Below are 15,274 nucleotides of genomic sequence, written 5' to 3'. Positions count from 1 at the left end.
GTGATCCGGCCGGCTTTTGTCCTGATTGCAGCCGCCCTTCTGGGCGGCTGCTTTTATTCCGAGGATGCCCTGATCGGCCGGTTCTCGGCCCAGTTCCCGCTGGAAGACGGCTTTTACAGCCACACCCCCTATCATCCCGACGGCCGCCCCTTCGACCGCCCGGCCTGGTCCGGCCAGATCGAGCGCCGCGGTGCGCGCTATGTCTCGGATGACGAAAACTTCCCGCACCAGCGCACACGCCTGCGCGAACTCGCCCCGGGCATTTATGCCGCCCAGCGCGAGAGTGAGGGCCAATTCCTCTACGGCCTGCTCTATGTCTATGAGGGCGGCCGCGTCGCCACCTACCACCAGCCCCAATGCGCCGACCTGTCAGAGGCCGCCCGCACGACCTATGAACTCGTCCAGCACGAAGAAGAACCCGGCGCCTGCGAAGTCAGCGACTGGAACCGCCTGGAAGGCACCCTGCTGAGCTATATCGCAGAGCATGACGGCAATGTGCCCATCGACGGTGTGTACCGGCGGGTGGACTGATCGCACTCTTGAAGTGGCTGCTTAAACCAAAACAGGAAGCGCGGAGCGCTTCACCGCCTAATCGTCGCGGTGAACGCGTTCCTTGCGCTCGTGGCGCTCCTGCGCCTCGAGGCTCAGCGTGGCGACCGGGCGGGCGTCCAGGCGGGCCAGGGCGATCGGCTCACCCGTTTCCTCGCAATAGCCGTACTCGTCTTCCTCGATCCGGCGCAGCGCGCTCTCGATCTTGGAGATCAGCTTGCGCTGGCGGTCACGGGCGCGAAGCTCCAGGGAACGGTCGGTTTCCGTCGAGGCGCGATCCGCCAGATCCGGCAGAGCGCCCATGTCTTCCTGGAGATTGGAAATCGTCGAGCGGCTTTCACGGAGGATTTCATCCTTCCAAGCCATGAGCTTGCGGCGGAAGTATTCCTTCTGCCGGTCATTCATGAAGTCCTCGTCCTCGGAGGGGACGTAGTCTTTCGGAAGTTCAATGCGTTCAGCTTCGCTCATCGCTTTCCACTCAACTCTACGCAGGCTCGCGCTCTCCCCCAGAAAGCGGGCCGGAGAATATGCACGGACCCTTCGGAGTCAACGCGCAAGCGCTGTTGCTTGCCGCGACAAGCCAGGCAAATAACCGAATAGGTTGAAGAAATTGTGTCATTCCACGGTGATCAAAACCGTGAATAACAGCAGCCTGGGGAAAGTTTAGCTGAATTTCGCCAGTTCGACGGCGGCGCGAGTCTCGACCTCGTCGAGTGCGGCCTCCAGCTTGGCATCATGCGTCTGGTCCCGCCGGGTCTGGAGCAGGTCCATCAGGGCGACCAGTTTGGCGCGCGGCAGACCGCCTTCCAGAAGGCCGATCTTCAGCTCGTCGAGCACGTCCAGCAGGTCCATGGCCCGCTCGGTCGCCTTCTTCTTGGCCTGGGTGAAGTCTTCCACGCCCTGCAGGGCGAGAATGGCATCGACCGACTGGACCGAACTGGCCGCAGAGGCACCGCCCATCGGGGCTGACGCCGTCGTCTGCGCACCGGTCTCCACCTGGAATCCGCCCTGGCTGGCGCCGGACGTCGTCTTGCGCTTGCTGGCGGATACCGAAGAGGTCGAGCCGGGTCCTTGGATCTTCATGACGCTATTCCATGCCTTCGTGCGTAGATTAATGCATGCGCTGGGCCGCTTAATAGAGACTTAACTTAGTCCTTTTGACCGGCAAAATCTGCCGCCCGCACAGCCCACCCGGTCATGTTTTCCGCCCCGAATTTCGCGATACGAAGCCCAAGTCATTGTTTTTAAGTGTCTTATTTTATTAACCACAAGCGGCATTCTGGCATGGTCTTCGCAAGGACGTGAGCGAAACGACCCCGGAGACCGCAAAATGCGCATCATCACCGCCCTTCTGTCCGCCCTGATCCTGGCCGTGCCGGCCCAAGCCTCGTCGCGGATCAAGGACATGGTCGACATCGAGGATGTCCGTGACAACCAGATTGTCGGCTACGGCCTCGTGGTCGGTCTGGACGGCACCGGTGACAGCCTGCGCAACTCCGCCTTCACCAACCAGTCGCTCAACGCGATGCTGGAACGCTTCAACGTCAATACGCGCGATGCGAACCTGAACACGCGCAATGTCGCGGCTGTGATGGTCACCGCCTCCCTGCCGGCCTTCTCCAGCCAGGGCACGCGCATCGACGTGACGATCTCCGCCATTGGTGATGCCGGTTCCCTGCAGGGCGGCACGCTGATCGCCACGCCCCTGCTCGACAGCTATGGCCGGACCTGGGCCGTCGCCCAGGGCTCGCTGACGGTTGGCGGTTTCCAGGCTCAGGGCGATGCCGCCTCCATCACGCGCGGCGTGCCGACCTCCGGCCGCATCGCTTCCGGCGCCATTGTCGAGAACCCGTTCGCCGGCACCGGGATTGATCCCTGGGCCGAGATCGCCAATCGCGACAGCCTGGCCCTCTCCCTGCGCAATCCGGACTTCACCACGGCGCGCCGTATGGCCAGCGCCATCAATGCCTATGTCGGTGCCGGCGCGGCCCGTGCCGAGAACCCGTCCACGGTCCGCCTGACGCGTCCGGCCAGCTTCCGCGGCGACATGATCGACCTGATCTCCGAGGTCGAGCAGCTGCGCGTCGAGGCCGACCAGCCGGCCCGCATCATCATCGACGAGAATACCGGCACGATCGTCATGGGCGAGAATGTCCGCGTCTCCACCGTCGCCATTGCCCAGGGCAATCTGACCATCACCGTCACCGAGACCCCGATCGCCAGCCAGCCCAACCCGTTCACCGAGGGCGGCCAGACCGAAGTCCTGCCGCGCACCCAGGTGACGGCCGAGGAAGACACGATGCAGCTGGGCGTACTTGACCAGGGCGGCGTGTCCCTGCGTGAGCTGGTCGACGGCCTCAACGCGATGGGCGTCACCCCGCGCGACATGATCACCATCCTCCAGGCCATCAAGGCAGCCGGCGCGCTGCAGGCCGAAATCGAGGTCCTGTAATCATGGACGGCTTCCTCGAACTCCAAATGGCGAATGCCACCGCTGCCGGCCGCACCCAGGGCGCGCCGGACATCAGCGGTGTGCGCAGCGAGGCGGAAGCCCGCGAGGTCGCCGAGGAATTCGAGAGCTTCTTCCTCTCGCAGATGCTGGAACAGATGTTCACCGGCGTGGGCGAGGACAATCCCTTTGGCGGCGGACCGGGCGAGCGCGCCTTCCGCGGCCTGCTTCACGAAGAATATGCCAAGGTCATGGCCCGCTCCGGCGGTCTGGGCCTGGCCGATCGCCTGACCGGCGAAATCCTGCGCTACCAGGAAGACGGAGAGATTTGATCATGAGTGAACTTCACGCTGCCAACCCGACCGAACGCGTCCAGGCCCTGCTCAAACTCACCCAGCGCCTCACCGAGCTGCTGCAGGAAGAGACCCGCCTGTTCAAGGCCAAGCGTCCCCAGGACGCGCTCGGCCTGCAGGACGAGAAGACCCAGCTGGCCAATGTCTACCGGGCCGAGGTCGCCCGCACCAAGCAGGACCCGACCCGTTTCGCCACGGCCCCGGCCCCGATGAAAGCCATGCTGCGCGAGGCCACCCAGGCCTTCCACACCGCCCTGTCGGAAAACGGCCATGTCGTGAATGCGCTGAAAGTCGTCACCGAAGGCGTGGTGAAAGCCATCGCCGATGAAGCCGCCCGCCAGCGCTCGGCCGGCGCTGGCTACGGCCCCGGCGCCACCGCCCGCCAGGCCACCCCGCAAGGCTTCGCCGTCGCCGTCAACCGCACGGCCTGATCGCGGCTCACCCCGCCAACGCCGACAATGACGCCGACACCATGAAGGCCGACCGGTTCATCCCTGCGGCCGAAGCGGCCTGGTCGATCAGGGCCAATTGCCCGGTATCAACCGACAGATTGATCCGCGTGATCTTTCCGCTCGCAATCGACGGGCTGACATAGGCCATCAAGACAGCATCTGCCCGGTCAGACCGGAACACCGGATCCTGCAGCAAATCATCGATCGACCGAACGGGCGGCGGTGCCTCCCCATCCTGCCGAAATCCTTCCAAGTGAAGAGCCAGAGCCAGGCGAGCTTCGTCCAGCGCCTCTTCCACCGTCCGCCCCGCTGACACGCAACCGGGCAGATCGGGAAACATCACACCGAAATCACTGTCCGCGTCCTTGTGGACCAGGGCGACATACATGACCGAACTCCCCGCCAATGCCGAACTACACACCCCGTGTGTATAGCAAGACAACCACCCGGGACTCAAGCCTGCTCTCAGCCAGCCTGGCGATAGATGGATTTCAAAGTGCCGGCCGGCAGGTCCCGCTTCGGGTGGGGCACAGTCACCCGCCCCGCACGAAGCGGATGCTTCCATTGCGTGTGCGTTCCCTTCTGATTGACTTTGACCCAGCCTTCTTTGCGGAGCCGCTGGATGATCTCCCGGCTGCTCATGGTCATGCTGGCCATCCTGATCCGTGCTCAGAATACACCCTCCACGAGCATATACACAACCATAGAGGTTATTTCCTTCCACCCTTTACATCCGCGCACGAACCCGGACACCGTAGGGTCAGGGAGTGCGTGATGAGCGACGAGCCTATACCTGCCCGCAAGGCCTATCAGGACTGGGCGGAGATCTATGACAGCAATGAAAACCGCACGCGCGATCTCGACGCGCTGATCGTGCAGAGCATGGACCTGCCGCTCGATGGCGCCCGGGTGATCGAATTCGGCGCCGGGACCGGCAAGAACACCGCCTATCTCGCCGAACGCGCCGGCACGGTGCTGGCGCTGGATCTCTCATCCGCCATGCTGGACAAGGCCCGTGCCCGGCTTCAGGCCGATCATGTCCGCTTTGCCGAGCATGATGTCACCACGCCCTGGCCGGCACAGGATGCCTGTGCCGATCTCGTCATCGGCAATCTCGTCCTGGAGCATATCGAGGATATGGGGCCGGTCTTCACCCAAGCGGCCCGCGTGCTGGTCCCCGGCGGCACGCTCTTCATCTGCGAGCTCCACCCGGACCGCCAGGCACTGGGCAGCCAGGCCCGCTTCGAACAGGACGGAAAGACCCGCCTGGTGGAGGCCTATCACCACACCTTGTCGGATTATGTCCGGGCCGGGGAAGCAGCCGGACTGGCCCTGAGCGGGATCAATGAAGCGATCGAGGCCGGCGTGGAGGTCAGCGAAACGACACCGCCCCGCCTGCTTGCCCTCACCTTCACCAAGCCTGACTAGAAGAAGGCCGTCGCATTGACGCCGGAACCGCCCGCCAGCCGGGACAGGCCCGCCTGGTAATTGGCCAGCTGGGCCGAGACATGGGCCGGAACCGTGCCGCCCCGCTTGCCCGCCTGCGGACCTTCCAACAGGGCTTTCAGGGCCGGATCCATCGTGATGTCGCGATAGGCCCGCTGCAGTTTGGACATCGCCGTCTCGATGAATTCATAGGCCTTCTCGGCATCCTCGAACGAACCGATCGTCATGGTCGGCGGCAGGTCCAGCGCGTGCAGCGGCGGGGCGTCGGAGGTTTTCTCGTCCTTGTCCAGCAGCGAGCCGGTATTGACGATGGCGCCCGCCTGCATGCCCATGGATTTGAGCAGGTCGCGCCCTTCCCCACCGGCAAACAGCTCGATCGTGGAGCCTTCCGCGGCCTTGATCCGCAGCATGTCGCCCTCGGAGGATCGGCGCACATCGGCCGTCCCGTCCAGCACCAGGGCCGCATTGATCTTGAAGGTCAGCGAACGGATCGTGTCATCCGCGTCCAGCGTGATCTTCTTGCGGCGTCCGCCATTCACGGAGACGTAGAAATAATCATCCTCGCGGGCCGAGCTGCGGTCCGTGATCACGCGGCTGTCGGAATAGGTCACCGTACCCGTCGGCAGGCCCAGCGCGTCCAGCACGGAATCATCCGACGCTGCCACGGCAATGCCCGAAGCCGCGGCCAGGCCATTGCGGCCGGAAATCTGGTGGCTCCAGTCCAGCGCACCCGTGGCACCGTCAATCTGCGCCGCGAAGGCATCGCGCTCGCCATTGAGTGTGTCGCCATTGATGTCGCCCAGCGTCTTGCCAGCGATATAGACCTTGCCATTGAGGATATCGATCGCGGCCGCGCCATCATCATTGGTCGAGCCGACAAAGGTCGTGTAGTCGACGCTCGCCGAGGCACCATCAGTGAATTTCACCAGGAAGGCATCACGGATCCCGCCATTGTGCGCGCCAACCGGAGCGCTCGGCGCAAAGGCACTGCCGGCCGCGCCGGTCAGATAGATATCCGTGCCTTCAACCGCGATCCCGCCAATACTGCCATCGTCCAGATCGCCGAGATTCTGTTCCCAGATCGCGGCCGACGTATTGTCCGCCGCATCGAATTTGCGCAGGACCGCACTGCCGCCCTCATTCGAGGCCACTAGGATATTGCCGTCATCGGCAATCGCGATCGCGGAAATGGTTTCATCGCCCGTATCGCCGACCCGGCGGGTCCACAATGTCGTACCGTCAGACCCGATCGCGCGGACATAGCCATCGCTCAGACCACCGGCATGGGCTTCGCCGCCAAAGGCCGTGGCCGCCTTGCCTGCGACATAGACCGTGCCGTCATCGGCCACGGCGACAGACGTCGCATTATCGTCGCCCGTCCCGCCGAAACGCTGGGTCCATTGCTCGACGCCGGCTGAATTATACTTGGTAGCGAAACTGTCCGTGCCGCCGACATCCGTACTGTCGCCCAGCCCGCCCGACACCTTGCCGGCCACGATGACATTGCCATCGGCATCAACCGTAACGCTGGAACCTTCCGCCGTTTCGGCCGCGCCGAGCACCCGGCTCCAGACGCGCTTGCCCGTGCTGTCATACTTGGCCAGGACGAGGTCCTGCTCACCCTTGAGCACCTGACCATCCGTCGACGCCGTCGTCTTGCCGACCACATAGATACCGCCATCGGCTGCCGCGGCCGTGTCGCTGATCTCCAGCGGATTGTCTTCCAGCTTGATCCGGGTCTCGCCCTCTTCACCACCGGGCACCGCCACTTCGCTTTCCGTGGCATCAGCCGAGAAGCGCGTGGAATAGCCGGTCACCGGATCGCCGCTCGCCAGATCGGTCAGTTTCACGATCTGGCCGCCTGCGGTCTCATTGATGCCCGACGTGCCGGTGAAATAGACCGCCGGTTCAGCCGCTGGCGCAGAGAAACTGATCTGCTCGGTGGAAACACCCTTGATCAGGAAGCCGAAATTATTGCCGGGAATGACCCCGACATCATTCTCTTCGCCGATCTTGGTCCGCTCAAAGCGCGTGATCACGCCATTGGCTTCCAGCTCGGCATTGATGTGGGCCGTGATGTTGTCGAGATTGCGGGTCTGCGCGCCCATATCCGCCAGATTGATCTGGACGTCCGTGGTCACGCCGCTCTTCTTCACCGAGATCGTGAATTGGACATCCCCGGTCAGGCTGGCGACCTCGGCATCGAAATCGCCCGTATGGATCGTACCCGTCTTGAATTGGGAGAGCCCGCGCGAGATCGCGACCTCGCTCTCCATCTTCTTCAATTCCTCACCCTTCAGCAGGGTCAGTTCTTCCAGGTCCAGATCATCAAAGAATTCGCTCATCTGGCTGAGGCCCTTCACGAAGGCCTTTTCCAGGAAGTCGCGGCGGACATCATTCGTGCCCTTTTCCCGCGCCTCGTCCGCCAGCGCGGCCAAGCGCTTGAGACCCTGGTGCAGGGAGAAGAGCTTCTTGTGATCCGCCGGCGCATTGATGTCGGAAAATTCGCGATCCGGATTGAGGAAGAAATCGCCAGTGCCCAGAACGCGGCGGCGCATTTCCTCCAGCGTCTGGAGCTGGCTGGAGCCGATCTCCCAGGGAGCCGCGACATCTTCGGTCTTGCGCGAGCTGGCTGACGCCTGCGCAAAGGAGGACGAGCCAATGGTCGCGCTTGTGATGCGCGCGCCATACCAGCTGGTCAGCAGTCCCTGATTGATACCGATGATCGTCACGATCGGACACCTTTTCGTACTCGGTGCCCAGTCTGGACCCGATCTGCAAACAAAGTGTTGCGAAAGACGGTAAATAGCCGGTCATACAAGGCGTTTTCGCGGCCCCGGACCGGCGCGAAGTGCGCTTGCCACGACACTCTGCTAGAGTGGCCGGCCGGCCTGCCCCTAACGCGCCGTTAACCCCGGCAGCGCAGCGTCGGACAAAGACGACGATTCGTGAGGCCCCCGCATGTCCGACAAGACATCGCCCGACAACCCCTTCGAGGACATGATCCCGAGCCGTGATTTTCTCGAGCCGCGCATGCCGCTCGACGGCAAGACCATCCTCGTGACGGGCGGCACCGGATCCTTCGGCCACAAATTCACCGAAACGATTTGCCGGGAATTCAAGCCGAAGAAACTCATCATCTTCTCGCGTGATGAGCTGAAACAGTATGAAATGGCTCAGGATTTTTCGCCGAGCGATTATCCTTTCCTGCGCTATTTCATTGGCGATGTGCGCGACGAGGCCCGGCTCGACCAGGCCATGCGCGATGTCGATGTGGTGATCCACGCGGCCGCGCTGAAGCATGTTCCGATCGCCGAATACAACCCGTTTGAATGCATCAAGACCAATGTCATGGGTGCCGAGAATGTGGTCCGCGCGGCGATCAAGCGCGGGGTCAGCCATGTCTGCGCCCTGTCCACGGACAAGGCCGCCAACCCGATCAATCTCTACGGCGCGTCCAAACTGGCGGCGGATAAAATATTCACCGCGGCCCAGCATATGGGCGGTGAAGGCGGGCCGGTTTTCTCCGTCGTGCGCTATGGCAATGTCGTGGGCTCACGCGGCTCGGTCATCCCCTATTTCCGCAAGCTGATCGATGATGGTGCCAAGGAGCTGCCGATCACCGATCCGCGCATGACACGCTTCTGGATCACGCTCGACCAGGGCGTCAATTTCGTCCTCTCCAGCCTCGCCATGGCGCGCGGCGGTGAGATCTTCGTGCCGAAGATTCCCTCCATGTCCACGGCCGAACTGGCCCGCACCATGGCCCCGCACCTGCCGCACAAGATTGTCGGCATCCGCCCGGGCGAGAAACTGCACGAAATCATGGTCCCCGAGGACGACAGCCGCACCACGGTGGAACTGGCCGACCGCTATGCCATCCTGCCGGCCCACTCGGCCAAGATCATGGCGCGCTATCTGGCCACCGGCGGCAAGCTGGTGCCTGACGGTTTCCAGTACGCCTCCAACACCAATCCGGAACAGCTCGACGGCAAGGCCCTGCGCGCCCTGATCGGCGAAGCCGCCGCAGCCTAGCCGCCCAGAGCGGCCTTCAAAGCGTCCGCTACCCTCAGGGGATCGCCATCCTCCATGCCCACGAACAGCGGCAAGGACAGGGTACGCGCGTAATAGCGCTGCGCCCCCGGGAGCTCCTGACGGCCATAGAGGTCCAGATAATAGGGCTGATCCGGCACAGGGATGTAGTGAACCTGGCTGCCAATGCCCTGCGCACGCAGGGCCTCCATCACCTCGGTCCGGTCCTTGCCCGCTGCGTCAAAATCGATCCGCACCGGATAAAGGTGCAGGCAGGGCTCACAATCCGGCGTCCGCGCCAAGGGCTGGACCCGGGGCGCCATCGCCTCGAAGGCCGTATCATACAGCCCGGCCAGCTCCTGCCGGCGGGCCGCAAAATGATCCAGCCGCTTGAGCTGTGACAGGGCCAGCGCGGCCTGGATATCGCTTAGCCGGTAATTCCAGCCCAGTTCGACCATTTCATGCCACCAGGGCTCACCTTCCTGACGCTGCATCCGGTCCGGATCACGTTCGATCCCATGGCTGCGCAGACGGCGCAGGCGCTCGGCCATGTCCGCATCATTCGTCGTGATCGCCCCGCCCTCGCCGGCCGCAATCGTCTTGACCGGGTGAAAGGAGAAACAGGCGGAAACCGCGTGCCGGCAGGCGCCAACCGGTTCGCCCTCATGGCGTGTCCCCACGGCATGGCAGGCATCCTCCACCAGGACGGCTCCGGCGGCATGAGCCAGGCTGGCCATGGCCGCCACATCCTCGCACTGTCCGGCCAGGTGCACAGGCAGGACAGCCTTGACCGGCCCGCGCAGGCGCGCGACCTGCAGCGCCACATCAAGGGTTTCCGGCGTCATCAGACCCGTCTCCGGATCAACATCGGCAAACACCACATCGGCACCGCAATAGCGCGCTGCATTGGCCGTCGCCATGAAGGTCACGGCCGGCACGATGCAGACATCGCCAGGGCCTACATCCAGGGCCGCCAGGGCGAGGTGGAGCGCTGTCGTACCGTTGGAACAGGCAATGGCATGCCCTGCCCCGCAGGCCGCCGCGAACGCCGTCTCGAAAGCATCGACGGTGGGCCCGGTTGTCAGCCAATCGCCGCGCAGAACTTCGGCCACAGCCTCGATGTCCTGCTCGTCCAGGGCCTGCCGCCCATAGGGGAGAAATCTCTGTGTCATCGTGACCCCACTCTAGCGCCGAAATCATGAATTGAGTCGCACCAACGGAAACGGCCCCCCGGATGATCCGGAGGGCCGCGCCGTGGTGGTGGAGGTCGTTTGTTCCGGGTCCGGGAGAAACCCGGAACGAAACCCTTAGCCCTGGAACAGGGACAGAATGGTCTGCGGCTGCGAGTTGGCGATCGACAGCGCCTGGACACCCAGCTGCTGCTTCACCTGCAAGGATTGCAGCATCGCACTTTCAACCGCCAGGTCGGCATCGACGAGGTCACCGACACCCTTGTTCAGGCTGTCCATCAGCTTGCCGACGAAACTGTCATGGGCTTCCAGCTTCTTCACGTCGGAGCCAAGATTGGCCAGCGCCTGGTTGACGTTCTCCAGGCTGGTCTTCACCGCGGCAACAGCTGCCGTGGCCAGCGTGACCGTGCTCAGCGAAGCGGTCGCGGCCAGGGTAATGATGGCGCCACCGATCGACATGTCCTGCGACTTCAGCGTGACAGAGCGCACGCCATCGGCATCGGCCAGGAACTGGATACCGCCCGTAATGGAGCCGTCCAGGATGTTCGCACCGTCGAACTCGGCATTCTGCAGGATGCCGGCAACCTGGTCCAGCAGGGCCTTGAAGTCGGCGTCATAAGCCTGGCGAGAGAAGGTATCGAGCGACGGGTCCATGGCGGCCGTGGCTTTCTCGCGCATCTGGATCAGCATGTCCGAGATGCTTTCGCCGGCGGCCAGCGCGACATCACCAATCGTGGTGGCGCGGTTCAGGCCGGTCTGGACAGCTTCCAGAGCGCCAATGTCCGAGCGCATGCCCTGGGCCACCGCGTAAATGGCGGCATTGTCCTTGGCACCCGCGATCTTGAGACCCGTATTGATGCGGTTCTGGACGCCCTGCATCTCTTCATTGGTCTTGTTCAGGTTCTGCAGCGCAATCATTGCGCCGGTATTGGTGTGAACGCTCATCGTCATGCGACATTCTCCCGCGTAGTCATTGCCGCTCCTTCAGCGGCGGGTTCGCTGACATATCCGCAACGAGCGTGCCAAGTTTGGTTAATCGGAATTTCTACGATTTATCAATGCGTTGGGAGGAGCGCCCAATTCAGCGGTGCGCAATTGGCCCGGTAAACAGACCGTTTTCTGCCGGGAAGTGGGCGTTTTTTGCCGAGTGGAAATGACGGTTTTGGCCCGGCTCTGATCCGCCCCGCACACACAAAAAACCCGCGGGAGGGCCGCGGGTTTTTCTGGGGTTGCGTGAGTGCGTCTTGCCGTCAGGCCTTGGCGTCGAGCAGGCCGGCCGTCTTGGTGCGCAGATATTCCATCAGGTCGCCATGCTTTTCCGGCGGCCATCGACGGATCTGCTCGCCCGTATCCTCGTCGACCATCATATAGATATAGTCGCCATTGTTTTCGTCCTGGAGGATTTTCAGGCGGGAATTCCTCAGAGCGTCATTGGCCAGCCGTTCAATTTCGGCGGCGCGCTCTTCGCGCTGCTGCGGCGTATCGGTCGCCGTCTTGTCGGTATGCTCAACGGGATCAACCCGCGCCGCAGTCTCCCGCGGGCGGTCGGCATGAAGATCTCTGTTTTCGGTGTACGACGTCACCGGAACAGGTCTGTTGGTATGGAACCCCGTTTCTGCCATTTCGTTTTCGGATCAGGCGGTCCTTTCACCGCCCACGTCTCAAGGCATTCGCGTCAGTCGCGAAGGGGGATGGCGGAGCTGAGCTCCGCCATCCAGTCCCGCGATTAACGGAAGTAACCCAGGATCGTGCTCGGAGCCGAGTTGGCGATGGACAGAGCCTGCACACCCAGCTGCTGCTTGACCTGCAGCGACTGAAGGCGGGCGCTTTCCTTGGCCAGGTCGGCGTCGACCAGGTTGCCGATACCCGTTTCCAGGGCGTCGGACAGCTTACCCACGAAGCTCTTGTGAACTTCCAGAGACTTCGAAGCCGTGCCGAGCTTGGCCAGCGAAGCGTTCAGGTTGTCCAGAGAGGTTTCGATCGTGGAGACCATCGTGGACGCGTCGCCCGCAGAAGCGAACGAAGCCGTCGCGGAAACCGTCACGGTGCCACCGCCGAGCGTCATGTTGGCGTCGGAGATGGTGATCGTGTTGGAACCGTCAGCATTGGCCAGAGCCGAGATCGAGGTCACGGAACCGTTGATCAGGTTCGTGCCGTTGAATTCGGCGTTGGAAGCGATGGTCGTGATTTGGTCACGCAGGGCCTTGAAGTCTTCGTTCAGGGCAGAGCGGGACGCGGTGTCCAGCGAGGTGTCGGAAGCGGCCAGGGCCTTTTCCTTCATCTCGATCAGAAGATCGGAGATGGCTTCACCAGCAGCCAGGGCCACGTCGGTCGTGGACTGGGCCAGGTCGAGCGAGTTGCCGACCGCGGCATAGCCGTTGACGTCCGAACGCATTTTCTGGGCGATCGCGTAGATACCACCATTGTCCTTAGCGGACGAGACGGCCAGACCGGTGTTGATACGGTTCTGGACCATCTGCAGGTCTTTGTTGGTCTGATTGAGGTTTTGCAGCGCCATCATCGCGCCAGCATTGGTGTTGATCGTAGCCATTTCTTGGCCCTTTCCTGTTCTAGTGTTGTCACGAGCCTTTTGCTCGCCAGGTCTTCTGACCCAACCCATAAACAGCAAGGGCAATGCCAGTTTACGATTGACAGGCAGGGTTAATGGCCCCGGCCCTGATTCGAAACGGCCCTCCGCGAATCACTCTGGTTAACCGGTAAGAAAGTGGTGGGCAGAAATTGCCGCCCTCCCCCCTCAAAATGCTAGGCAGATTTTGCCGATCGGCAAAAATTTATGCTTAAAAATGAGTTAATTCCGGAATTCAGGCATGCTGACGCGCCAGCGCCGAAAATGCAGAAAAAAATTGTCGGGACCGCGAAGCCGCGGTCCCGACCAAAACGAATGGGCGATTACCCGAAGAACGACATGATCGTGCTCGGCGCCTGGTTGGCGATGGACAGGGCCTGGACACCCAGCTGCTGCTTGACCTGCAGCGACTGGAGCCGTGCGCTTTCCTTCGCCATGTCGGCGTCGACCAGATGGCCGATACCCGTTTCCAGCGCGTCGGACAGCTTGGTCACGAAGGACTTGTGGACCTCCAGCGACTTGGATGCCGTACCGAGCTTGGCCAGAGACGCGTTCAGGTTATCGAGCGAAGTCTCGATCGTGGTGACGAGGGTAGACGCGTCACCCGCCGAAGCGAAGGAGGCCGCCGCGGCCACCGTCACAACACCGCCACCGAGCGTCAGGTTCGCATCGGAGATGGTGATCGTGTTGGAGCCGTCAGCATTGGCCAGTGCCGAGATCGACGTGATCGAACCATTGATGAGGTTCGTTCCGTTGAATTCGGCGTTCGACGTGATTGTCGTGATCTGGTCGCGCAGGGCCTTGAAGTCTTCGTTCAGGGCGTTCCGCGAGGCCGTATCGAGCGACGTGTCAGCCGCAGCCAGGGCTTTTTCCTTCATTTCGATCAGCAGATCGGAAATCGCTTCACCGGCGGCCAGAGACACGTCGGTGACTGAAGTGGCCAGATCCAGGGAGTTGGTCACCGCACTATAGCCGTTCACCTGGGAGCGCATGCGCTGGGCGATGGCGTAAATGCCGCCATTGTCCTTAGCGCCGGATACTTCCAGTCCGGTATTGATACGGTTTTGCACCTGGGTCAGGTCCATATTCGTCTTGTTCAAGTTCTGCAGCGCCATCATGGCGCCAGCGTTGGTGTTGACAGAAAGTGCCATTGTGTAAGTCCTCCATTCTGGAAGTAATCAAAGCCGACTTCTGCGGCCGCGGACGTTTTGCCCGGATACGACTTCGCAAGCAGCGTGCCGCTTTGGCATTCCGACAAACCCAATGATTTCAGTGTAATAGGATATGAAAAAGACGCCTCCCGAGGGAAGCGCCCGATCCTGCCTGCCTGTTTTTGCCGGGGCGGCAATTCCTGCCCTAGAGGGCCGCCTGCCCGCCAGCTCCCGCGCCGGCCTGGGGCATCAGCCCCTGCATCACCGTGCGATTGATATCCACCAGATCATCGATCGCACTCGGATCACGCATGGCGACACTGCCATGCTTGGACACGAAGATGGACAGCGAGATGATGGCAGCCCGCAAGCCTTCCGGCAGCTTGTTGTCATTACTGGCACAATCGACGGCCAGATTGCTCCAGATCCGCCGGTTCCAGTCGATGGCATCGGCCCGGCCGCGCACATCTTCCATCGGCAAAGTCTTTGACGCCATGAGCGCCCGCGTCACCTGCGCAAACAGGCGGTATTCCGTAGCCCGGGGGTCTTCGCTGCGTTGGCTCGCAGCCTGATAGGCTTGAAGCGACATCAGCCCAATCTCTCTGCTTCATACGTCATGAGTTTCCGGCACCCCATCAGGGCCTTGTAGTGCTCGCCCGCCATGACATCGCGACTGATCGCGACACAGACAGTCAGCACATCCGGATTGGTGACCACGCCCATGAACTCATTCATGCGGAGCACAAATTCGTCGTAGAGCTTGTCGTCCGCCTTGTCCGACAGATACATCATCATGATCGGGAAATAGATGCGGCGGACCGGCGTCGTGACATCCTCTTCGTGGAGGATATCCTTTTCCCGCAGAACCGCAGCCTTGTTCTTGAGAACGAGATTCGCCCGACGTTCACCGTTTTCGATCACGGCCCCGTTGAGGACAAACCGCTCGCCAGGTTTGAGCGAGATTTTAAGCGGCATATGCAAGCTCCGTTGCGCACAATGCGGCGGTCACGACTTTGAGTCTCGCGCAGGTTGGCAATGCTGAGTGAAGAAATCGTTTCCGCCCGA

At 62.2% G+C, this 15,274-nt stretch carries 18 protein-coding genes; 6 read left to right on the top strand and 12 right to left on the bottom strand.

The genetic code is table 11. The annotated features are described in order from the left end of the window. Positions 1–531, top strand: a complete 531-nt coding sequence (locus tag I0K07_RS13190) for a hypothetical protein (RefSeq protein ID WP_203294174.1) — start codon at positions 1–3, stop codon at positions 529–531. Between the two features lie 57 nt (positions 532–588). Here I0K07_RS13190 and dksA read toward each other — a convergent pair whose 3' ends face one another. After that, positions 589–1,017 carry an RNA polymerase-binding protein DksA gene (gene dksA / locus I0K07_RS13185; protein WP_203294172.1) on the bottom strand — a complete coding sequence of 143 codons (429 nt, stop codon included), beginning with the start codon at positions 1,015–1,017 and terminating at the stop codon, positions 589–591. Positions 1,018–1,212: 195 nt separating this feature from the next. Continuing rightward, positions 1,213–1,632, bottom strand: a complete 420-nt coding sequence (locus I0K07_RS13180; protein ID WP_203294170.1) for a flagellar assembly protein FliX — start codon at positions 1,630–1,632, stop codon at positions 1,213–1,215. A 247-nt stretch (positions 1,633–1,879) separates the two neighbouring features. Here I0K07_RS13180 and I0K07_RS13175 point away from each other — a divergent pair, with 247 nt between their 5' ends. The 3 genes from I0K07_RS13175 to I0K07_RS13165 are packed head-to-tail and all read left to right on the top strand — an operon-like array spanning position 1,880 to position 3,782. Beyond that, positions 1,880–3,001: a flagellar basal body P-ring protein FlgI gene (locus I0K07_RS13175; RefSeq protein ID WP_203294168.1), complete on the top strand. Its 1,122-nt coding sequence runs from the start codon at positions 1,880–1,882 to the stop codon at positions 2,999–3,001. 2 nt (positions 3,002–3,003) lie between these two features. After that, positions 3,004–3,330: a rod-binding protein gene (locus I0K07_RS13170; protein ID WP_203294166.1), complete on the top strand. Its 327-nt coding sequence runs from the start codon at positions 3,004–3,006 to the stop codon at positions 3,328–3,330. A gap of 2 nt (positions 3,331–3,332) precedes the next feature. Then, complete coding sequence (locus I0K07_RS13165) at positions 3,333–3,782, top strand: flagellar basal-body protein FlbY (protein WP_203294164.1); 450 nt, start codon at positions 3,333–3,335, stop codon at positions 3,780–3,782. A 7-nt stretch (positions 3,783–3,789) separates the two neighbouring features. Here the strand turns inward: I0K07_RS13165 and I0K07_RS13160 are convergent, their stop codons facing one another. Further along, complete coding sequence (locus I0K07_RS13160; RefSeq protein WP_203294162.1) at positions 3,790–4,191, bottom strand: type II toxin-antitoxin system HicB family antitoxin; 402 nt, start codon at positions 4,189–4,191, stop codon at positions 3,790–3,792. Positions 4,192–4,268: 77 nt separating this feature from the next. Next, complete coding sequence (locus I0K07_RS13155; RefSeq protein WP_420828490.1) at positions 4,269–4,445, bottom strand: type II toxin-antitoxin system HicA family toxin; 177 nt, start codon at positions 4,443–4,445, stop codon at positions 4,269–4,271. A 132-nt stretch (positions 4,446–4,577) separates the two neighbouring features. Here I0K07_RS13155 and I0K07_RS13150 point away from each other — a divergent pair, with 132 nt between their 5' ends. Further along, on the top strand, positions 4,578–5,231 hold the full coding sequence (locus tag I0K07_RS13150; RefSeq protein ID WP_203294158.1) for a class I SAM-dependent methyltransferase: 654 nt from the start codon (positions 4,578–4,580) through the stop codon (positions 5,229–5,231). Here the strand turns inward: I0K07_RS13150 and I0K07_RS13145 are convergent. Beyond that, a complete protein-coding gene (locus I0K07_RS13145) occupies positions 5,228–7,981 on the bottom strand; it encodes a PQQ-like beta-propeller repeat protein (RefSeq protein WP_203294155.1) in 2,754 nt (917 codons plus the stop codon). The genes I0K07_RS13150 and I0K07_RS13145 overlap by 4 nt on opposite strands. 229 nt (positions 7,982–8,210) lie before the next feature. Here I0K07_RS13145 and pseB point away from each other — a divergent pair, with 229 nt between their 5' ends. Continuing rightward, on the top strand, positions 8,211–9,284 hold the full coding sequence (gene pseB / locus I0K07_RS13140; RefSeq protein ID WP_203294154.1) for a UDP-N-acetylglucosamine 4,6-dehydratase (inverting): 1,074 nt from the start codon (positions 8,211–8,213) through the stop codon (positions 9,282–9,284). On the opposite strand, the gene pseC is transcribed toward pseB, so the two are convergent. The 7 genes from pseC to flbT form a co-directional block, all read right to left on the bottom strand. After that, positions 9,281–10,453: a UDP-4-amino-4,6-dideoxy-N-acetyl-beta-L-altrosamine transaminase gene (gene pseC, locus I0K07_RS13135; RefSeq protein ID WP_203294152.1), complete on the bottom strand. Its 1,173-nt coding sequence runs from the start codon at positions 10,451–10,453 to the stop codon at positions 9,281–9,283. The two genes, pseB and pseC, sit on opposite strands and share 4 nt — an antisense overlap. A gap of 135 nt (positions 10,454–10,588) precedes the next feature. Then, complete coding sequence (locus I0K07_RS13130; RefSeq protein WP_203294150.1) at positions 10,589–11,422, bottom strand: flagellin; 834 nt, start codon at positions 11,420–11,422, stop codon at positions 10,589–10,591. Between the two features lie 299 nt (positions 11,423–11,721). Beyond that, positions 11,722–12,054 (bottom strand): flagellar protein FlaG, encoded by a 333-nt coding sequence (locus tag I0K07_RS13125; protein ID WP_203294147.1) that lies wholly within the window; start codon positions 12,052–12,054, stop codon positions 11,722–11,724. Positions 12,055–12,197: 143 nt separating this feature from the next. Beyond that, positions 12,198–13,022 carry a flagellin gene (locus I0K07_RS13120; protein WP_203294145.1) on the bottom strand — a complete coding sequence of 275 codons (825 nt, stop codon included), beginning with the start codon at positions 13,020–13,022 and terminating at the stop codon, positions 12,198–12,200. 359 nt (positions 13,023–13,381) lie between these two features. Continuing rightward, positions 13,382–14,209 (bottom strand): flagellin, encoded by an 828-nt coding sequence (locus tag I0K07_RS13115; RefSeq protein ID WP_203294142.1) that lies wholly within the window; start codon positions 14,207–14,209, stop codon positions 13,382–13,384. A 205-nt stretch (positions 14,210–14,414) separates the two neighbouring features. After that, positions 14,415–14,798 carry a flagellar biosynthesis regulator FlaF gene (gene flaF / locus I0K07_RS13110; protein ID WP_203294140.1) on the bottom strand — a complete coding sequence of 128 codons (384 nt, stop codon included), beginning with the start codon at positions 14,796–14,798 and terminating at the stop codon, positions 14,415–14,417. Continuing rightward, positions 14,798–15,184: a flagellar biosynthesis repressor FlbT gene (gene flbT, locus I0K07_RS13105; protein ID WP_203294138.1), complete on the bottom strand. Its 387-nt coding sequence runs from the start codon at positions 15,182–15,184 to the stop codon at positions 14,798–14,800. Before flbT ends, flaF begins: the two co-directional genes overlap by 1 nt. Between the last annotated feature and the right edge of the window lie 90 nt (positions 15,185–15,274).

Source organism: Maricaulis parjimensis (genome assembly GCF_016817355.1).
GTDB lineage: Bacteria > Pseudomonadota > Alphaproteobacteria > Caulobacterales > Maricaulaceae > Maricaulis > Maricaulis parjimensis.
Note: the sequence above shows the minus strand (reverse complement) of the source record. Positions and strands in the feature narration are given on the sequence as shown.

Coding starts and splice junctions, on each gene's coding strand:
- dksA (WP_203294172.1), bottom strand. CDS start 1,017: ATGAGCGAAGCTGAACGCATTGAACTTCCGAAAGACTACGTCCCCTCC.
- I0K07_RS13180 (WP_203294170.1), bottom strand. CDS start 1,632: ATGAAGATCCAAGGACCCGGCTCGACCTCTTCGGTATCCGCCAGCAAG.
- I0K07_RS13175 (WP_203294168.1), top strand. CDS start 1,880: ATGCGCATCATCACCGCCCTTCTGTCCGCCCTGATCCTGGCCGTGCCG.
- I0K07_RS13170 (WP_203294166.1), top strand. CDS start 3,004: ATGGACGGCTTCCTCGAACTCCAAATGGCGAATGCCACCGCTGCCGGC.
- I0K07_RS13165 (WP_203294164.1), top strand. CDS start 3,333: ATGAGTGAACTTCACGCTGCCAACCCGACCGAACGCGTCCAGGCCCTG.
- I0K07_RS13160 (WP_203294162.1), bottom strand. CDS start 4,191: ATGTATGTCGCCCTGGTCCACAAGGACGCGGACAGTGATTTCGGTGTG.
- I0K07_RS13155 (WP_420828490.1), bottom strand. CDS start 4,445: ATGAGCAGCCGGGAGATCATCCAGCGGCTCCGCAAAGAAGGCTGGGTC.
- I0K07_RS13150 (WP_203294158.1), top strand. CDS start 4,578: ATGAGCGACGAGCCTATACCTGCCCGCAAGGCCTATCAGGACTGGGCG.
- pseB (WP_203294154.1), top strand. CDS start 8,211: ATGTCCGACAAGACATCGCCCGACAACCCCTTCGAGGACATGATCCCG.
- pseC (WP_203294152.1), bottom strand. CDS start 10,453: ATGACACAGAGATTTCTCCCCTATGGGCGGCAGGCCCTGGACGAGCAG.
- I0K07_RS13130 (WP_203294150.1), bottom strand. CDS start 11,422: ATGACGATGAGCGTTCACACCAATACCGGCGCAATGATTGCGCTGCAG.
- I0K07_RS13120 (WP_203294145.1), bottom strand. CDS start 13,022: ATGGCTACGATCAACACCAATGCTGGCGCGATGATGGCGCTGCAAAAC.
- I0K07_RS13115 (WP_203294142.1), bottom strand. CDS start 14,209: ATGGCACTTTCTGTCAACACCAACGCTGGCGCCATGATGGCGCTGCAG.
- flaF (WP_203294140.1), bottom strand. CDS start 14,798: ATGTCGCTTCAAGCCTATCAGGCTGCGAGCCAACGCAGCGAAGACCCC.
- flbT (WP_203294138.1), bottom strand. CDS start 15,184: ATGCCGCTTAAAATCTCGCTCAAACCTGGCGAGCGGTTTGTCCTCAAC.